Origin of the sequence: Streptomyces sp. NPDC058619 (assembly GCF_042717785.1) — a bacterium.
GTDB lineage: Bacteria > Actinomycetota > Actinomycetes > Streptomycetales > Streptomycetaceae > Streptomyces.
Genome location: NZ_JBHXQN010000059.1, coordinates 19387 through 36232, shown reverse-complemented (window position 1 = coordinate 36232; position 16846 = coordinate 19387). Strand labels below are relative to the sequence as shown.

The following is a 16846-nucleotide window of genomic DNA, read 5'->3' as shown; positions in this document are numbered from 1 at the left end:
CCACCCCCCGCCCCCCCCAAAAATCCACCCCCCCCCCCCCCCCCAACACCCCGACCGCCTTTTCTACCCGGGGCGGGGGCGCCCCCCCCCCCCCCCCGGCGCCCCCCCCCCCACCTCACCGGCCATCCTGGGGAGAGCGCAGGGCATCGTGTTCGATTTTCTTGATTCCGGGCAGTACGACGTGCTCGGAGCCTTCTGGGTGACGGTTCAGCTCACCCTCTACTCGGCGGCCGGATCCTTGGTCTGGGGCACCGCCCTGGCCGGGATGCGGGTCAGCCCGGTCCCGCTGCTACGGAGCTTCGGCACCGCTTACGTCAACCTGGTGCGCAACACCCCGTTGACCTTGCTGATCATCGGCTGCTCACTGGGACTCAACCAGACCCTCGGCATCGCTCTGGGCGGCGACACGTTCAAGGAGACCGGCTTCCGGCTCGCGGTCCTCGGACTGATCGCCTACACCGGCACCTTCGTCTGCGAGGCCCTGCGCTCCGGCATCAACACCGTGCCCGTCGGCCAAGCCGAGGCGGCCCGCGCGCTGGGGCTGAGCTTCTTCCAGGTGCTCACCCTGATCGTGCTCCCCCAGGCCTTCCGGGCGGTCATCGCACCGCTCGCCAACGTACTGATCGCGCTCACCAAGAACACCACGGTGGCGGCGACCATCGGCGTGGCCGAGGCGGCCCTGCTGATGAAGGAAATGCTCGAGAACGAGGCGCAGGCGACCTTCGCGGTCTTCGCGGTCTTCGCCCTCGGTTTCGTCCTGCTGACCCTGCCCACCGGTCTTGTGCTGGGCTGGGTCGCCAAGCGAGTGGCGGTGAAGCGATGAGTTCCGTGCTGTACGACACCCCGGGCCCCAAGGCCAAGGCGCGCAACTGGATCTACAGCGGGATCTTCGTCGTGCTGTTCGGGCTCGTCCTGTGGTGGGCGCTGTCCCTCATGGGCGAGAAGGGCCAGCTCGAAGCCGACAAGTGGTCCCCCTTCGTCACCGACAGCCGGGTCTGGACCACGTACCTGATCCCCGGCCTGATGGAGACCCTCAAGGCCGGCGCGCTCGCCATGGTGATCGCCCTCCCGCTGGGCGCGCTGCTGGGCATCGGCCGACTGTCGGACCACGCGTGGGTGCGGGGGCCGGTCGGCGCGTGGGTGGAGTTCTTCCGTGCCATCCCGGTACTGATGCTGATGCTGTTCGGCTTCGCGCTGATGGCCCCACGGTTCATCGACGTTCCTTCCGACACCCGGCCCTTCTGGGCCGTGGTCACGGGCCTTGTCCTCTACAACTCGGCCGTCATCGGCGAGATCGTCCGGGCGGGCGTGCTCTCGCTGCCCAGCGGCCAGACCGACGCCGCCAAGGCGATCGGCATGCGCAAGGGCCAGACGATGTTCTACGTGCTGATCCCGCAGGCCGTGACGGCGATGCTGCCGGCCCTGGTCAGCCAGCTCGTGGTGATCCTCAAGGACACCGCGCTCGGCGGCGCGCTGCTGGGCTTCACGGAACTGCTCTCCGCGAACCGGCAGATCTCGGCCAACTACAGCAACACCATCCCGACGCTCATCGTGATCGCCCTGATCTACATCGTGGTGAACTTCGGCCTCACCAGCTTCGCCTCCTGGCTGGAGCGCCGGCTGCGGAAGTCGAAGAAGGGCACCGGCACCGTGGTCGGCGCGGCCGATGTCGACGACTTGGCCATCGGCGACAACAGCCGCGGGGCCTGATCCCCCCTCCCGGTTCGGACCCCCGGCGGGTCTGACGTACGGTCAGTCATAGTGCGCAGCCCGCGTGGTGCGGCGGAACTCTTCCGCCGCACCACGCGGCGTTGACGCGACCGGCGTCACTTGACGCAGGCACCTCCAGTGGGTTGCATACGTTCTGTGATCACATACCGGACACCGGGAGCCGCGCCATGGACCCGGTGATCGTCGTCGGCGCGGGACCCGTCGGGCTGTCCCTGTCCCTCGCCCTGGCCGGCCAGGGCGTACCCACCGTCGTGCTCGACGAAGGGCCCGGCAAGGAGGAGCCCCGGCCGGCCCGAACGGTCGTCCTGCACTCCGACACCGCGGCCATGGTGAACCGGCTGGGCTGCACGACCCTGCGCGACGAGGGGGCGTACTTCGCCGCCTGGCGCACCGTGCGCCGCCGCCAGTCCGCCCAGCGCAGCACCTTCGACGACGGCCCGGCACCGCTGCACCTGCCGCAGCACGCCCTCACCCGCGGGCTGCGCGACGCCGCCTCCGCGCACCCGCTCGTCCAGCTGGTCACCGACAGCCGCCTCGACTCCGTGGAGCAGGACGGCCGCGCGGTCACCGCCCACACCCGGGGCTCCGAGACCACGTGGTGGCAGGGGAGCTTCCTGGTCGGCTGCGACGGCGCCCGCTCGACCGTGCGCAAGCTGCTCGGCATCCGTTTCCCGGGCCGGACCGCCGTGGAACGGCACGCGGTGGCCGCCCTGCGCACCGAACTCCCCTGGCCGGGCGAGGCGTTGCTGCACCGCAATCCGCCGTCCGGGCCCGACGAGGCCACCGCCCGGCCGCTGCCCGACGGGGTGTGGCGGCTGGACTGGCTGCTGCCGCCCCGCGGCGACCTGGTGACCCCCGACGCGCTGGTCCACCTCGTGCGCGACACCCTCGCGGTGTGGTGCGGGGGCACGACTCCCCCGTACGACCTGATCGACACCGGGGTCCACACCCTGCACCACCGGCTGGCCCGGCGCTGGCGCGAGGGCCGCGCCTTCCTCGCGGGAGACGCGGCGCACCTGCTGGGCGCCCTCGGCACCCAGGGCGTCGAGGAGGGGCTCCGGGACGCCGAGAACCTGGCGTGGAAGCTGTCCCTGGCCTGGCACCAAGGGGCCTCCGAGACCCTGCTCGACTCGTACGAGGCCGAGCGGCGCACCGCCGTCGCCTCCCGGCTGCGTGCCGCGGACCAGACGATGCCGGTGCTGCGGGCCGGTGGCGGCCTGCGCACGTACCTGCCCGGAGCGACTCGTTCCGCCGAGTCCCTGCTCACCGACGGCCACCTCGGGCGCGGCCCGCTGGGGGCGGAGCCCGCGTACGCCCCGCCCGTGGCCGTACGCGAGGTGCCGACGGCCACGGACCCGGGCGGGCCGGTGGCGAACGTGGCGGTGACCGCGACCGACGGCTCGACCGTGCCGCTGCGGGACCTGCTGGGCGGCCGGCTGCTGGTGATCCTGGTCGCCCCGGGCACGGGGGTGTGGGACCGCCGCCACTGGCTCGGCGCCGGGCTGATGCCGCGGCTCGCGGCCGCGGTGAGCGCCCTGCCCGTCCGGACCGACCTGCTCGTCGCCGACAGCTACCCGGGGGCCCCGGCGCACACCGTGCTCCTCGTACGGCCCGACGGACACCTCGCGGCGACCTTCGCGGGGGTCCGCCCGGCGGAGCTGTACGAGGCGGCGGACGCCGTCCGGGCCGGAGCCCCGGACCCGGCTCCGCTGACGGCCCCCTCCACGACGCCCACGGGGGTGGTCGACTGACGTCCGCCCCGGTCGGCGGCTGCACTCGACCGGGACTCCAGTCGTGATCGATTGACCCTCCCGCGGACTCGTGGTTCACTCCCGAACATGACCGGCAACGACGTACGCCTGTGGCGGAGGGTCCATATGGACCTGCTCCGCTACGCGGGCTGCGTGTGTCGCCCTTCCTGCTGATTCGCCTCTCCTCCGCGCGCCCCGTGCCGTCACCGGCCTGCGCGCACCTCCGCGAACCCCAGGAACGGTCCCCCTCCATGTCTGCACCCACGCACGCCCCCGCTCCGGCATCCGCCGCCGTCCCCGCACCGGGCCTCGCGCCGGCGTCGGCCGCCGCCCCGGCACCGGTCGCTCCGGCCGGCCCGACGGCGCGCGCGCTCCTCGAATTCGCCCTGGACACCGCGGCCGACCCCGACGTCGTCGCGTCGCTGCCGCTGGACCCGCAGGGCCGCACCTGGATCCGGCTGGACGGGCCCGCCGGCAGCGAGGCGTGGCTGATCGGCTGGCCGCCGGGCACCGGCACCGGCTGGCACGACCACGCGGAGTCGCGGGGCGCGTTCGCCACCGCCCGGGGCCGGCTCACCGAGAACTCGCTGGCCGTACGCCTGCCCTCGGAGGGCTGGAAGTCCCTGGAGCTCGCCCCCGGCGTGGACCGCCTCCGCCACCTGGACGCGGGATCCGGGCGGGCCTTCGTCGAGCACCACGTCCACGAGGTGCTGAACGAGTCCACGGACGAGCACGCGATCTCGGTCCACGCGTACTACCCGCCGCTGCCGCTGATCCGGCGCTACAGCCGCACCGGCCCGGTCCTCAGCCTGGAGCACGTCGAGCGTCCGGCGGACTGGCAGTGAGCGCCCCGGTCGGCATCGGCGAACTGCTGGAACGGGTCCGCGCGGGCTACACCCGGGTCGGCCCTGAGGAGGCCGCCGCCGCCTCCCGCTCCGGGGCCGTGCTGGTGGACATCCGCTACCAGGCCCTGCGCGAGCGGGACGGCCTGATCCCGGGCGCGCTGGTGATCGAGCGCAACGAACTGGAATGGCGCCTGGACCCGCGGGGCAGCCACCGCGTGCCCGAGGCCACCGGCCACGACCTCCGGGTGGTGGTGATCTGCAACGAGGGCTACGCCTCCAGCCTCGCGGCGGTGTCCCTCCACGCCCTGGGCCTGCACCGCGCCACGGACCTGACCGGCGGCTTTCAGGCCTGGAAGTCGGCGGGCCTGCCGGTCGTCCCCTCCTGACGCGCCCCGGGGGGCGTCGCGCCGTGCGCCCCGCCGCGGTCCGGCGGGGGCGCGGTCGCAGCTCCGGCCGCTCCCCCGGTCACTCCCCCGGGTAGCCCGGCCCGTCGGCGTCCTCGCCCTCCGCCTCCAGCGCGCGGCGCACCACCCGCAGGGCCATGCCCTCCGGGTACCCCTTGCGGGCGAGCATGCCGGCGAGGCGTCGGATGCGTTTGTCCCGCTCCAGGCCCCGGGTGGCGCGGAGCTTGCGCTCCACGAGTTCCCGGGCGGTCTGCTCCTCCTGGTCGGAGTCCAGCTGTTCCAGGGCCTCCTGCACGAGGGTGGTGTGCACCCCCTTGGTACGGAGCTCCTGGGCCAGCGCCCGGCGGGCGAGGCCCCGCCCGCGGTGCCGGGACTCGACCCAGGCTCCGGCGAAGGCGGCGTCGTCGATCAGGCCCACCTCCTCGTACCGGGAGAGGACCTGCTCCGACACCTCCTCGGGGATGCCCCGCTTGGCCAGGGCGTCCGCGAGCTGCCGCCGGGTGCGCGGCATCCCGGTGAGCAGGCGCAGACAGATCGCCCGCGCCTGCTCCTCGGGGCTCTGGGGCGGCAGTTCCTGGCGGTCTTCACGGCCGCGCCGGCCCTCGCCGCCCCTTTCCTGCTCCCGCACGGGTCAGCTCTTGGCCACGGCGGCCTTGGCCGTCGTCTTGGCCTTCGATGCGGGGGCGGGTACGGCGGCGGCAGCCGCGGCGTCGGCCGTGTCGGTGCCGGCAGCGGCCTCGGGGGTGGCGGCGTCGTCCTTGCGGATGCCCACGCCCAGCTTCTCCTTGATCTTCCGCTCGATCTCGTCGGACAGGGCGGGGTTGTCGCAGAGGAACTTCCGCGCGTTCTCCTTGCCCTGGCCGAGCTGGTCGCCCTCGTACGTGTACCAGGCGCCGGCCTTGCGCACGAAGCCGTGCTCCACGCCCATGTCGATCAGGCCGCCCTCGCGGCTGATGCCGTGGCCGTAGAGGATGTCGAACTCGGCCTGCTTGAACGGCGGCGCGACCTTGTTCTTGACGACCTTGACGCGGGTGCGGTTGCCGACCGCGTCCGTGCCGTCCTTCAGGGTCTCGATGCGGCGGATGTCGAGGCGTACGGAGGCGTAGAACTTCAGCGCGCGGCCACCGGTGGTGGTCTCGGGCGAGCCGAACATCACACCGATCTTCTCGCGGAGCTGGTTGATGAAGATCGCGGTGGTCTTGGACTGGTTGAGCGCACCGGTGATCTTCCGGAGCGCCTGGCTCATCAGGCGGGCCTGCAGACCCACGTGGGAGTCGCCCATCTCGCCCTCGATCTCCGCGCGCGGCACGAGCGCCGCCACGGAGTCGATGACGATCAGGTCGAGGGCACCGGAGCGGACCAGCATGTCCACGATCTCCAGCGCCTGCTCGCCGGTGTCCGGCTGGGACAGGATGAGGTTGTCGGTGTCCACGCCGAGGGCCTTGGCGTACTCGGGGTCGAGCGCGTGCTCGGCGTCCACGAAGGCGACGGTGCCGCCGGCCTTCTGCGCGTTGGCCACGGCGTGCAGGGTCAGGGTCGTCTTGCCGGAGGACTCCGGCCCGTACACCTCGACCACGCGGCCGCGGGGCAGCCCGCCGACGCCGAGGGCGATGTCCAGCGCCGTGGACCCGGTGGGGATGACCTCGATGGGGTCGTTCGGCTTGTCGCCGAGACGCATGACCGCGCCCTTGCCGAATTGCCGTTCAATCTGTGCGAGCGCGGCGTCGAGAGCCTTCTCGCGGTCGGTGCCTGCCATGGGTTCCACCCGATTTGCTTGAGTCGATCGCTTCACGCCTTTGACGCTAATGCCTGCCACTGACAATGCGCCTCCACCACCGTTCCGGCTGTGGACAACCAATCAGAATGGATGTTCGATTTCCCTGTCAAGCGCGCCACGCCCACCCCCCACCCCGGCCGTGCCTGAGCACTCCCAGCGGGCCACCGGGGAGATCGCGAGGAGGGCCGCGAGCAGGCGGGCCTGGGCGACGAGCGAGCGCCGGAAGCCCTTCGCGAGGTCCACGCCCGCCGTCAGCGACAACCCGGGGTTGACAGTCACTCGACTGTCAACCTACGGTTGCCTCTATGACGAACCCTTCCGTGGAACCCGTTCGCATGACCAACCCGGTACGCCTCGACGACCTGATCGAGGCCATCAAGAAGGTCCACACCGACACCCTGGAGCAGCTCAGCGGCGCCGTCGTCGCCGCCGAGGCGCTCGGAGACGTGGCGGACCACCTCATCGGCCACTTCGTCGACCAGGCCCGCCGCTCCGGTGCCTCCTGGACCGACATCGGCCGGAGCATGGGCGTCACCCGCCAGGCCGCCCAGAAGCGCTTCGTCCCCAAGGCGGACAAGGAGGGCGAGGCGGCGATCGACCCCGGCCAGGGCTTCGGCCGCTTCACCCCCCGCGCCCGCAACGTCGTCGTGACCGCGCAGAACGAGGCGCGCGCCGCCGGCAACACCGAGATCCGCACCGAGCACCTCGTCCTCGGCCTGCTGGCGGAGCCCGAGGGCCTCGCCGCGCAGGCGCTCGGCGCCCAGGGGGTCGCGGCGGACGACCTGCGCGCCGCCGCGGTCGCCGCCCTGCCCCCGGCCGAGGCCGAGGTCCCCGACCTGGTGCCCTTCGACGCCTCCGCCAAGAAGGCCCTGGAGCTGACCTTCCGCGAGGCCCTGCGGCTGGGGCACCCCTACATCGGCACCGAGCACGTCCTCCTCGCCCTCCTGGAGCTGGAGAACGGCTCGGGCGTGCTCAGCGGGCTCGGCGCGGACAAGGCCGGCGTCGAGGCGTGGGTCAGCGACGCCTTGGCAGCCGTACTCGGTTCCACGGACGGGACGCCGCAGTAGAGGCGTGCGCGTCCTCCGTCAGCGCGTACCGCTTCACGTACGCGCCGAGGAACGCCTGCAGCGTGGCGATGGCCGGGATCGCGATCAGCGCCCCGACGGCGCCCAGCAGGGCGGTGCCCGCGATGACCGAGCCGAAGGCCACCGCCGGGTGGATGTCCACGGTCTTCGAGGTCAGCTTCGGCTGGAGGACGTAGTTCTCGAACTGCTGGTAGACCACCACGAACCCGAGGACGTACAGCGCGTACCAGGGGTTCACCGTGAAGGCGATCAGCATCGGCAGGGCGCCCGCGAGGTAGGTGCCGATGGTGGGGATGAACTGGGAGACCAGCCCCACCCACACCGCGAGCGCGGGTGCGTAGGGCACGCCGAGCACCACCAGCAGGATGTAGTGCGCCACGCCTGAGATCAGCGCCATCAGCCCGCGCGAGTAGAGGTAGCCGCCCGTCTTGGCGACGGCGATCTCCCAGGCGCGCAGCACCTCGGCCTGCTTCGCGGGCGGCAGTACGGAGCACAGCGCGCGCCGCAGGCGCGGTCCGTCGGCGGCGAAGTAGAACGAGAACAGCCCGATCGTCAGCAGCTTGAAGAGCCCGCCGAGCACGGTGGCGGACACGTCGAGCACGCCGCTGGCGCTGTTCTGCACGTACTTCTGGAGCCAGTCGGAGTGCAGCATGCTGTCCTGGATGTCCAGGCGGGACAGCTTGGTGTGGAAGGTCGCGTTGATCGAGTCGATGACCGAGTCGAGGTAGTTCGGGAAGCCCTCGACCATCGCGATGATCTGCCCGGCGAGCATCGAGCCGAGCAGGGCGAGGAAGCCAACGGCGAAGACGAACACCGCGAGGAAGACCAGGAAGGTGGCGAACCCGCGGCGCATGCCCCGGGCCGCCATCCTGGCCACTGCGGGCTCGATCGCGAGCGCGAGGAAGAACGCGATCAGGATGTTGACCAGCAGCCCGATCAGCTGGTGGAAGGCCCAGCTGCCGAGCTGGAAGCAGGCGACGAGGGCCAGTACGAGGATCACCGCGCGCGGCAGCCAGCGCGGCATACGCTCGCCCGCGCCCGCCGGGAGGCCGCCCCGGGGCGGTCCGCCGGGCCGGGCCGCCTCGGCCGGCACGGGCACCCCGGCAGCGGAGTCCGGGGCGTCTGCGGGCTGGTCGGTCGTCTCATAAGTGGCTGCCACGCGGCCAAGTCTGGCCCACGGGCCGCCCATCCGGCGAAGCCGCCTCCCGCCGTCCGGCGTCAGCGCTCCCGCCCGCACGGGGTCAGCGCATCGAGGCGGGCAGGTCCATCGCGGAACACACCGCGCGCCACACGTCCTTGGCCTCCCAGCCCGCGTCCAGCGCCTGGTGGACGGTGCGTCCGCCCAGTTCCGTCATGACGTGGTCCCGTGCGAAGGAGTCCGCGTAGCCCGCGCCGAAGTGCTCCGCCATCCGCTCCCAGAAAATCGTCAACCGCATGCCTCCAGTATCCCGCCCCGGAGAGTGCACCCGTCCCGTTCGTCCCCCTCGGGCGCACCGCCGCGCCCTACGTTTCTCGCATGTCTGGAGACGAAGCTCCCCCGCCGGCCCCGCCGGCCCCGACCGTCCCGCCTCAGGACCGGCTGGCCCGCGCCGAGCAGTTCATCTGGCTCACCGCCCGGGTGCTGGAGCAGCGCCGGTTCGCGTTCCACTTCCTCGGCGCGGACGCCGACCCGGTGGACACCGCCCTCGGTGCCTACCTGGGCGGGGACGGCGGCTACGGGCACGCGCTCGATCCGGATCTGCGCGGCCCGCTCAGCCAGCCCCTGCACACCGCGCACGCGCTGCGGATCCTGGACGGCCTGGGTCGCTGCTCCGGGCAGCGCATCGAGCGGCTCTGCGGCCACCTGACCCGGGTCTCCACCCCGGACGGCGCCCTTCCGGGGGTCGTCCCGGCCCCCCGCGGCCACCTCGCGGCCCCGTACCACCCGGCGTACGACGACCCTCCGGGCGAGCTGCTGGCCACGGGCCCGGTCGTCGGCGTACTGCACCGCAACCGGATCTGGCACGCCTGGCTCTTCCGGGCCACGGACTTCTGCTGGGACCGCGTCGAGAACCTGCGCCACTCGCATCCGTACGAGGTCCAGAGCGCGGTGGCCTTCCTCGACGGCGTCCCCGACCGGGCGCGCGCGGCCTCGGCCGCGGACCGGCTGGGGCGGTTCGCGCGCGAGCGGCGGCTGGTGGTGCTCGACCCCGGCCGGCGCGGCGAGTACCCGCCCGCCCCGGGCTACGCACCGGACGAGCAGCTGTTCCCGCACGACTTCGCGCGGAGTCCCGCATCGCTGGCCCGCGGCTGGTTCACCGACGACGAGGTGCGCCGCTCGCTCGATTTCCTGGCCGCGCAGCAGCAGCCGGACGGCGGCTGGCCGGTGCACCGCCGGGAGTGGGCGCCCGGCAGCTCGCTGGAGCGGCGCCCCATCGCCACCCTGGAGGCGCTGCTCACCCTGCGGGCGTACGGGCGCCTGCCGGACGGGGCCGCTACCAGCCCAGCGCCCGGACCCCCGCGGTGACCAGCACGGCCGCGGCGACGACCACGAGGAACGGCGCCCGCAGCACCAGCGCCAGCCCGGCGGCGGCGAGTCCGGCGGCGCGGGCGTCGAGGACGAGCTCGTGGCCGGTGCTGAAGGTCTGCTGGGCGGTGAGCGCGGCCAGCAGCGCGACCGGCAGCAGGGCGGACAGGCGGCTCACCAGCGGCCGCTCCAGCGCCGCGGCGGGGACGAGCAGCCCGGCGAGCTTGACGGCGTAGCAGCCGACGACGGTGAGCCCGATGGCGATCCAGACGTTCACGAGCGGCGTCCCTTCATCCACAGCACCACGGGAGCGGCGAGCGCCGCGATCAGCACGGGGACCCCGGCGGGCAGCACGGGCAGGAAGGCCAGCCCGAGGACGAGCGCGAGGGCGGCGACGGCCCGCTCGGTGGACGTCTTCAGCATCGGCGCGAGCAGCGCCAGGAACACGGCGGGACCGGCGGCGTCCAGCCCCCAGGCCCTGGTGTCCCCGATGGCCTCGGCGCCCAGGGCGCCCAGCAGCGTGGTGAGGTTCCACAGCACGTAGAGGGTGAGCCCGGTGACGGTGAAGCCGAGCCGGGCCGACTTCCGGTCGGGCTGGGCCAGCGCCACGGCGGTGGTCTCGTCGATGACCCAGTGCGCGGCCAGCGGCCGTACGGGCCCGGGGAACGCCAGCAGCTGGGACAGCCGCAGGCCGTAGAAGGCGTTGCGGGTGCCGAGGAAGAACGCGCCGGCGGCCGCGGTGAACGGGTTGCCGCCCGCGGCCAGCGCCCCGACCAGGGCGAACTGCGAGGCCCCGGTGAAAACGAGCAGGCTGAGCACGCAGGCCTGGAGCGTGCTGATCCCCGCCCCGGCCGCGGTCACCCCGAAGGCGAACCCGGACAACCCGACGGCCACCCCCACCCCGAGCGCGTCCCGGACGACCGCGCCCCGCGGCTTGTCGGTGACCCCGTCGGGGGCCCCTGATATCACCATCTGATGTTCTCCCACGCCCCGAAGGTACGCAGGGGCGGGTGGTCCGGTCTTGTACGTTCTTGCGCGCCCCCGATCCCGGTTCGGGTTCGCCGGCGGACCGGGCCGGCGGGCCTAGCCGACGGCCCGGCCCCGCCGGTACGCGCCGGGCGGCACCCCCACGATCCGGGTGAAGTGCCGGTTCAGGTGCGGCTGGTCGGTGAAGCCGACGGCGACCGCCGCCTCCGCCGGCGGGGTGCCCGCGTCCAGCATTCCGCGCGCCCGCCGGACCCTGGCGTCGGTCAGCCAGGTGTGCGGCGGCATCCCGTACCGGTCCCGGAAGGCCCGCAGCAGGGCGAACGGGCTCGTCCCCAGCCCGCCGGCCAGCTGCTCCAGCGAGGGCGGGTCCGCCATCCGCTCCTCCAGCACGGCCCGCGCGGCCGCCGCGTCGGCGGCGCCCGCCCCGCGGACGGTACGCGGCGGCAGCGGGCCCGCGTGCCGGCCGAGCATCCGCGCCACCACGCCCCGCAGCAGGGTGTCCGCGGCCAGCGCGTTCCCCGCCTCGGCGGCCCGGTGGACGTCGGCGATCGCCCGCGAACCGTCCGGGTCGGTGACCATGTCGGCGGTGAAGCCGGGGGTTCCCCGCAGCGTCCCGATCTCGGCCGCGACCTCGCCGATCAGCGCGCGGGAGGGGTAGAGCGTCGAGTACGCCCATCCCTCGGGCACCCCGGCCCGCGCGGCGTGCGCGACCTCGGGGTTGATCAGGACCACGCTCCCCGGCCCGGCCCGCAGGGTGCCGCCCGGCAGCCCGATCTCCTCGACGCCGCCGGTGACCGCCGCGATGACGTACCCGTCGTGGGTGTGGCGCGGAAAGGTGTGGCGGACGTAGCGGGCGCGCAGCAGGTCCAGCCCGGGCAGCTCCGGGTACTGCCAGTGCCGGGCCCACTCCCGCCGGTCCCCGTCCGTCTCCATCCCCCCATTCTGCGCCTCGCCGCGGACCCGCGTTTCCCCAGGTCCGGACCGTTGTCGGTGCCTGGGTGCAGGATGGGGGGATGGTCGGCTCCGCGCTCGCATCGTTCTCACCCGCGACCCGCTCGTGGTTCACGGGGGCCTTCGCCCTGCCCACCTCGGCCCAGGAGGGCGCGTGGCGGGCGATCGGCGAGGGCTCGGACGTGCTCGTCGTGGCGCCCACCGGGTCGGGCAAGACGCTGGCCGCCTTCCTCGCCGCCCTCGACCAGCTCGCCTCGACGCCGCCGCCCGCCGAGCCGAAGAAGCGCTGCCGGGTGCTGTACGTGTCGCCCCTGAAGGCCCTGGCCGTGGACGTCGAGCGCAACCTGCGCAGCCCGCTGACCGGCATCCGCCAGGAGTCGGTGCGGCTCGGGCTGCCCGAGCCGGAGATCCGCGTCGGGATCCGCTCGGGGGACACCCCGCCCGCCGAGCGGCGCTCCCTGGCCCTCCGCCCGCCGGACATCCTCATCACCACGCCCGAGTCGCTGTTCCTGATGCTGACCTCGGCCGCCCGGGACGCCCTCGCCGGCATCGAGACGGTGATCCTGGACGAGGTGCACGCCGTCGCCGGCACCAAGCGCGGCGCACACCTCGCCCTGTCCCTGGAGCGGCTGGACGAACTGCTGCCGCGCCCCGCGCGCCGCATCGGGCTCTCCGCGACGGTCCGCCCGGTGGACGAGGTGGCCCGCTACCTGGCGCCGCGGGGCAAGGTGGAGATCGTCCAGCCGCCGTCCACGAAGGAGTTCGACCTCTCGGTGGTCGTGCCGGTGCAGGACATGGGCGAGCTGGGCGGCTCCCCCGCCACCGAGGGGCGCGAGGGCGGGGACAAGCCCTCCATCTGGCCCCACGTGGAGGAGCGGATCGCCGACCTCGTGCAGGCCCACCGCTCGACGATCGTGTTCGCCAACTCCCGCCGGCTCGCCGAACGGCTCTGCAACCGGCTCAACGAGATCGCGTACGAGCGCGCCATGGGCGAGAAGCTCCCCGAGGGCTCGCCCCCGGCCGAGATCATGGCCCAGTCGGGCGCCTCCCACGGCGCCCCGCCGCTGCTGGCCCGCGCGCACCACGGGTCGGTGTCCAAGGAGCAGCGGGCCCTCGTGGAGGAGGACCTGAAGGCGGGCCGGCTGCCCGCCGTCGTCGCCACCTCCAGCCTGGAACTCGGCATCGACATGGGCGCCGTGGACCTGGTGGTGCAGGTGGAGTCCCCGCCCTCGGTGGCCTCCGGACTGCAGCGCGTGGGCCGCGCCGGCCACCAGGTGGGCGCCGTGTCCACCGGGGTCGTCTTCCCCAAGTACCGGGGCGACCTCGTACAGGCCGCCGTGGTCACCGAGCGGATGCGCACCGGTTCGATCGAGTCCCTGCGCATCCCCTCCAACCCGCTCGACGTCCTGGCGCAGCAGTTGGTCGCGATGACCTCGATGGACACCTGGCAGGTGGACGAGCTGCTCGCGCTGGTTCGGCGGGCGGCGCCGTTCGCCGCGCTGCCCGAGTCGGCGTTCACCGCGGTACTGGACATGCTGGCGGGCCGCTACCCGTCGGACGCGTTCGCCGAGCTGCGGCCGCGCGTGGTGTGGGACCGGGTGGCCGGGACGGTCACCGGGCGGCCCGGGGCCCAGCGCCTCGCGGTCACCTCGGGCGGCACCATCCCGGACCGCGGCCTCTTCGGCGTCTTCCTCGCGGGATCGGACCCGAAGAAGGGCGGCGGCCGGGTCGGCGAACTGGACGAGGAGATGGTGTACGAGTCCCGCGTCGGGGACGTGTTCACCCTGGGCACCACGACGTGGCGGATCGAGGACATCACCCGCGACCGGGTCCTGGTCACCCCGGCTCCCGGGGTGCCGGGCCGGCTGCCGTTCTGGAAGGGCGACCAGCTGGGCCGCCCGCTGGAACTGGGCCGCGCGGTCGGCGCGTTCCTGCGCGAGCTGGGCGCCCTCTCCGGCGAGGACGCCCGGCTGCGGCTGCTGGCGGCCGGCCTGGACGCCTGGGCCGCGGAGAACCTCCTGGCGTACCTGGCCGAGCAGCGCGAGGCCTGCGGGCACGTACCGGACGACCGGACCATCCTCGTGGAGCGCTTCCGCGACGAGCTGGGCGACTGGCGGGTCGTCGTCCACTCCCCGTTCGGCGCGCAGGTGCACGCCCCGTGGGCGCTGGCCCTCAGTGCCCGCCTCGCCGAGAAGTACGGCATGGACGCGCAGGTCATGCACGCCGACGACGGCATCGTGCTGCGCCTGCCGGACGCCGACCTGCTGTCCATGGACCTCCTGGACCACGACCCGGCGGGTACGCCCGCCTTCGAGTTCGACGACGAGCAGGCCCCGCTGGGCGCCGCCGACGTCGTCCTCGACCGGGGCGACGTCAACCAGATCGTCACCGACCAGGTCGGCGGCTCGGCGCTGTTCGCCTCACGCTTCCGCGAGTGCGCGGCCCGCGCCCTGCTGCTGCCGCGGCGCAGCCCCGGTAAGCGCACGCCCCTGTGGCAGCAGCGCCAGCGGGCGTCCCAGCTGCTCCAGGTCGCTTCCGAGTTCGGCTCCTTCCCGATCGTGCTGGAAGCCGTACGGGAATGTCTCCAGGACGTCTTCGACGTGCCCGGCCTGACCGAGCTGATGGGCGACATCGAGGCCCGCCGCGTCCGCCTCGTCGAGGTCACCACCCCGGAGCCCTCGCCGTTCGCCCGCTCGCTCCTCTTCGGCTACGTCGCGCAGTTCCTGTACGAGGGCGACTCGCCCCTCGCCGAGCGCCGGGCGGCCGCGCTGTCGCTGGACTCGCGCCTGCTGGCCGAGCTGCTGGGCCAGGCCGAGCTGCGCGAGCTGCTCGACGCGCAGGTCCTGGAGGAACTGGAGCGGGAGCTCCAGTGGCTCACCGAGGACCGCCGGGCGAAGGACGCCGAGTCGGTGGCCGACCTCCTGCGCCTGCTGGGCCCGCTCACCGGCGCCGAGCTGGCCGAGCGCGGCGCGAATCCGGCCTGGGCCGCCGAGCTGTCCTCGGCCCGGCGCGCGATCTCCGTCCGGATCGGCGGACAGGACCACTGGGCGGCGGTCGAGGACGCGGGCCGGCTGCGGGACGCGCTGGGCACGGCGCTCCCCGTCGGTGTCCCGGAGGCGTTCACGGAGCCGGTCAAGGACCCCCTCGGGGACCTCCTCGCCCGGTACGCCCGCACCCACGGGCCGTTCACGACCGCCGCCGCAGCAGCCCGCTTCGGCCTGGGCGCGGCGGTCACCGAGGGCGCGCTGCACCGGCTCGCGGCGGCGGGCCGGGTGGTCCAGGGCGAGTTCCACCCCGCGGGCATCGGCCAGGAGTGGTGCGACGCGACGGTGCTGCGCCGGCTGCGACGCCGGTCGCTGGCCGCGCTCCGCCAAGAGCTCGAACCGGTCCCGCCGACCTCGCTGGCCACCTTCCTCCCGCAGTGGCAGCACGTGGGCGGCGCCCTGCGCGGCATCGACGGCCTGGCCCGGGCGGTGGAACAGCTCCAGGGCGCCCCGGTGCCGGCGTCCGCGCTGGAGCGCCTGATCCTGCCCTCCCGGGTCGCGGGCTACTCCCCCGCCCTGCTGGACGACCTGACCACCGCCGGCGAGGTCGTCTGGGCGGGCGCCGGGGCCCTCCCGGGCAAGGACGGATGGGTCTCGCTGTACCTGGCGGACGCGGCCCCCCTGCTCCTGCCCCCGCCGCACCCCCTGGAGACCGGCCCGCTCCACCAGGCGGTCCTGGACTCCCTCGCCGGGGGGTACGGGCTGTTCTTCCGCCAGATCACCGACTCCGTGCGGGCGGGCCACCCCGAGGCGTCGGACCTGGCGCTGTCCGAGGCGCTGTGGGACCTGGCCTGGTCGGGCCGGCTCACGAACGACACCCTGGCCCCGCTGCGCTCCCTGCTCGGTTCGGGCCGCACGGCGGGCGCGACGGCCCACCGGGCCCGTCGGACGGTCCCCCGCGGCCGCTACGGCACCCTGAGCGCCACCGTGTCCCGTACCGGCCCGCCGACCGTGTCGGGCCGCTGGTCCCTCCTGCCCGTCCCGGCCCCGGACCCCACCCACCGCGCCCACGCCCTGGCCCGTACGCTGCTGGACCGCCACGGCGTCGTCACGCGCGGGGCGGTGGCGGCGGAGGGCGTGGAGGGCGGCTTCAGCGCCGTCTACCGCATCCTGTCGGCCTTCGAGGACAGCGGCCAGGCGCGCCGGGGGTACGTGGTGGAGGGCCTGGGAGCCGCGCAGTTCGCGATGGACGGCGCGGTGGACCGGCTCCGGGCGGCCGAGCGCACCCCGCCCCCGCTGGCGGCGGTGGTCCTGGCCGCGGCGGACCCCGCGAACGCGTACGGCGCGGCCCTGCCCTGGCCGGAGCCCCCGGAGGGGGCCACCCACAAGCCCGGCCGCAAGGCGGGCTCGCTGGTGGTGCTGGTCGACGGCGAACTCACCCTGTACCTGGAGCGCGGCGGCAAGACCCTCCTCGCCTGGCCCCCGCCGGAGGACCCCCGCCTCACGTCGGCGGTCGGCGCCCTGGCCGGCGCAGCCCGCGCGGGCACCGTCCCGGCCCTGACGGTGGAGCGCGTCAACGCGGCCGCCTCCCTGACGTCCCCGTACGGCCCGCCCCTGGAAGCCTCCGGCTTCCACGCCACCCCCCGGGGCCTGCGCCTGCGCACCTGACGGCCACGGGGCCACACGGCCCACCGGAACCCGCATCCGGCCCTACGGCCCAGACCAACGGCAAGGTCGAACGCCTCACCCGCACCCTGCTGGAGGAGTGGGCCTACCTGCTGCCCCTACACCTCAAACGACGAGCGAACAGCAGCCCTGGCAGGCT

At 74.1% G+C, this 16846-nt stretch carries 17 protein-coding genes; 9 read left to right on the top strand and 8 right to left on the bottom strand.

The features are described from left to right. The first annotated feature begins 148 nt into the window (after window positions 1-148). From ACFWTC_RS32925 to ACFWTC_RS32900, 6 genes are all read left to right on the top strand, one after another. A complete protein-coding gene (locus ACFWTC_RS32925) occupies window positions 149-823 on the top strand; it encodes an amino acid ABC transporter permease (RefSeq protein ID WP_383904659.1) in 675 nt (224 codons plus the stop codon). After that, entirely contained in the window at window positions 820-1710 is an 891-nt protein-coding gene (locus tag ACFWTC_RS32920; RefSeq protein ID WP_383928225.1) for an amino acid ABC transporter permease, read from the top strand. Before ACFWTC_RS32925 ends, ACFWTC_RS32920 begins: the two co-directional genes overlap by 4 nt. Window positions 1711-1898: 188 nt before the next feature. After that, window positions 1899-3482, top strand: coding sequence for an FAD-dependent oxidoreductase (locus tag ACFWTC_RS32915; RefSeq protein WP_384028165.1), 1584 nt, complete (start codon window positions 1899-1901; stop codon window positions 3480-3482). Window positions 3483-3569: 87 nt separating this feature from the next. Beyond that, window positions 3570-3656, top strand: coding sequence for a putative leader peptide (locus tag ACFWTC_RS32910; RefSeq protein WP_311318651.1), 87 nt, complete (start codon window positions 3570-3572; stop codon window positions 3654-3656). A 77-nt stretch (window positions 3657-3733) separates the two neighbouring features. Then, on the top strand, window positions 3734-4327 hold the full coding sequence (locus tag ACFWTC_RS32905; protein ID WP_384028164.1) for a cysteine dioxygenase: 594 nt from the start codon (window positions 3734-3736) through the stop codon (window positions 4325-4327). After that, on the top strand, window positions 4324-4713 hold the full coding sequence (locus ACFWTC_RS32900; protein ID WP_383928233.1) for a rhodanese-like domain-containing protein: 390 nt from the start codon (window positions 4324-4326) through the stop codon (window positions 4711-4713). Before ACFWTC_RS32905 ends, ACFWTC_RS32900 begins: the two co-directional genes overlap by 4 nt. 79 nt (window positions 4714-4792) lie before the next feature. Here ACFWTC_RS32900 and recX read toward each other — a convergent pair whose 3' ends face one another. From recX to ACFWTC_RS32885, 3 genes are all read right to left on the bottom strand, one after another. After that, window positions 4793-5359, bottom strand: a complete 567-nt coding sequence (gene recX, locus ACFWTC_RS32895; protein ID WP_383928236.1) for a recombination regulator RecX — start codon at window positions 5357-5359, stop codon at window positions 4793-4795. Window positions 5360-5362: 3 nt separating this feature from the next. Then, complete coding sequence (gene recA, locus ACFWTC_RS32890; RefSeq protein WP_383928239.1) at window positions 5363-6487, bottom strand: recombinase RecA; 1125 nt, start codon at window positions 6485-6487, stop codon at window positions 5363-5365. Window positions 6488-6589: 102 nt separating this feature from the next. Further along, window positions 6590-6787 carry a hypothetical protein gene (locus tag ACFWTC_RS32885; protein ID WP_383928242.1) on the bottom strand — a complete coding sequence of 66 codons (198 nt, stop codon included), beginning with the start codon at window positions 6785-6787 and terminating at the stop codon, window positions 6590-6592. Window positions 6788-6813: 26 nt separating this feature from the next. Between ACFWTC_RS32885 and ACFWTC_RS32880 the strand changes: the two genes are divergently transcribed. After that, complete coding sequence (locus tag ACFWTC_RS32880) at window positions 6814-7575, top strand: Clp protease N-terminal domain-containing protein (RefSeq protein WP_384028163.1); 762 nt, start codon at window positions 6814-6816, stop codon at window positions 7573-7575. Here the strand turns inward: ACFWTC_RS32880 and ACFWTC_RS32875 are convergent. Both ACFWTC_RS32875 and ACFWTC_RS32870 read right to left on the bottom strand, forming a co-directional pair. Continuing rightward, window positions 7523-8617, bottom strand: coding sequence for an AI-2E family transporter (locus ACFWTC_RS32875; RefSeq protein ID WP_383928286.1), 1095 nt, complete (start codon window positions 8615-8617; stop codon window positions 7523-7525). The genes ACFWTC_RS32880 and ACFWTC_RS32875 overlap by 53 nt on opposite strands. 217 nt (window positions 8618-8834) lie before the next feature. Further along, the gene (locus ACFWTC_RS32870; RefSeq protein WP_383928248.1) at window positions 8835-9029 is read right to left on the bottom strand and encodes a DUF3046 domain-containing protein; all 195 of its coding nucleotides are present in this window, start codon (window positions 9027-9029) and stop codon (window positions 8835-8837) included. A gap of 80 nt (window positions 9030-9109) precedes the next feature. Here ACFWTC_RS32870 and ACFWTC_RS32865 point away from each other — a divergent pair, with 80 nt between their 5' ends. Then, window positions 9110-10099, top strand: coding sequence for a hypothetical protein (locus tag ACFWTC_RS32865; protein ID WP_384028162.1), 990 nt, complete (start codon window positions 9110-9112; stop codon window positions 10097-10099). Here ACFWTC_RS32865 and ACFWTC_RS32860 read toward each other — a convergent pair. From ACFWTC_RS32860 to ACFWTC_RS32850, 3 genes are all read right to left on the bottom strand, one after another. After that, the gene (locus ACFWTC_RS32860) at window positions 10068-10376 is read right to left on the bottom strand and encodes an AzlD domain-containing protein (protein WP_267726801.1); all 309 of its coding nucleotides are present in this window, start codon (window positions 10374-10376) and stop codon (window positions 10068-10070) included. The genes ACFWTC_RS32865 and ACFWTC_RS32860 overlap by 32 nt on opposite strands. Continuing rightward, window positions 10373-11071 carry an AzlC family ABC transporter permease gene (locus tag ACFWTC_RS32855; protein WP_383928289.1) on the bottom strand — a complete coding sequence of 233 codons (699 nt, stop codon included), beginning with the start codon at window positions 11069-11071 and terminating at the stop codon, window positions 10373-10375. Before ACFWTC_RS32855 ends, ACFWTC_RS32860 begins: the two co-directional genes overlap by 4 nt. A 111-nt stretch (window positions 11072-11182) precedes the next feature. Beyond that, on the bottom strand, window positions 11183-12019 hold the full coding sequence (locus ACFWTC_RS32850) for an AraC family transcriptional regulator (protein WP_383928253.1): 837 nt from the start codon (window positions 12017-12019) through the stop codon (window positions 11183-11185). Between the two features lie 80 nt (window positions 12020-12099). Here ACFWTC_RS32850 and ACFWTC_RS32845 point away from each other — a divergent pair, with 80 nt between their 5' ends. Further along, window positions 12100-16689 (top strand): ATP-dependent helicase, encoded by a 4590-nt coding sequence (locus ACFWTC_RS32845; protein WP_383928256.1) that lies wholly within the window; start codon window positions 12100-12102, stop codon window positions 16687-16689. Window positions 16690-16846 lie beyond the last annotated feature (157 nt).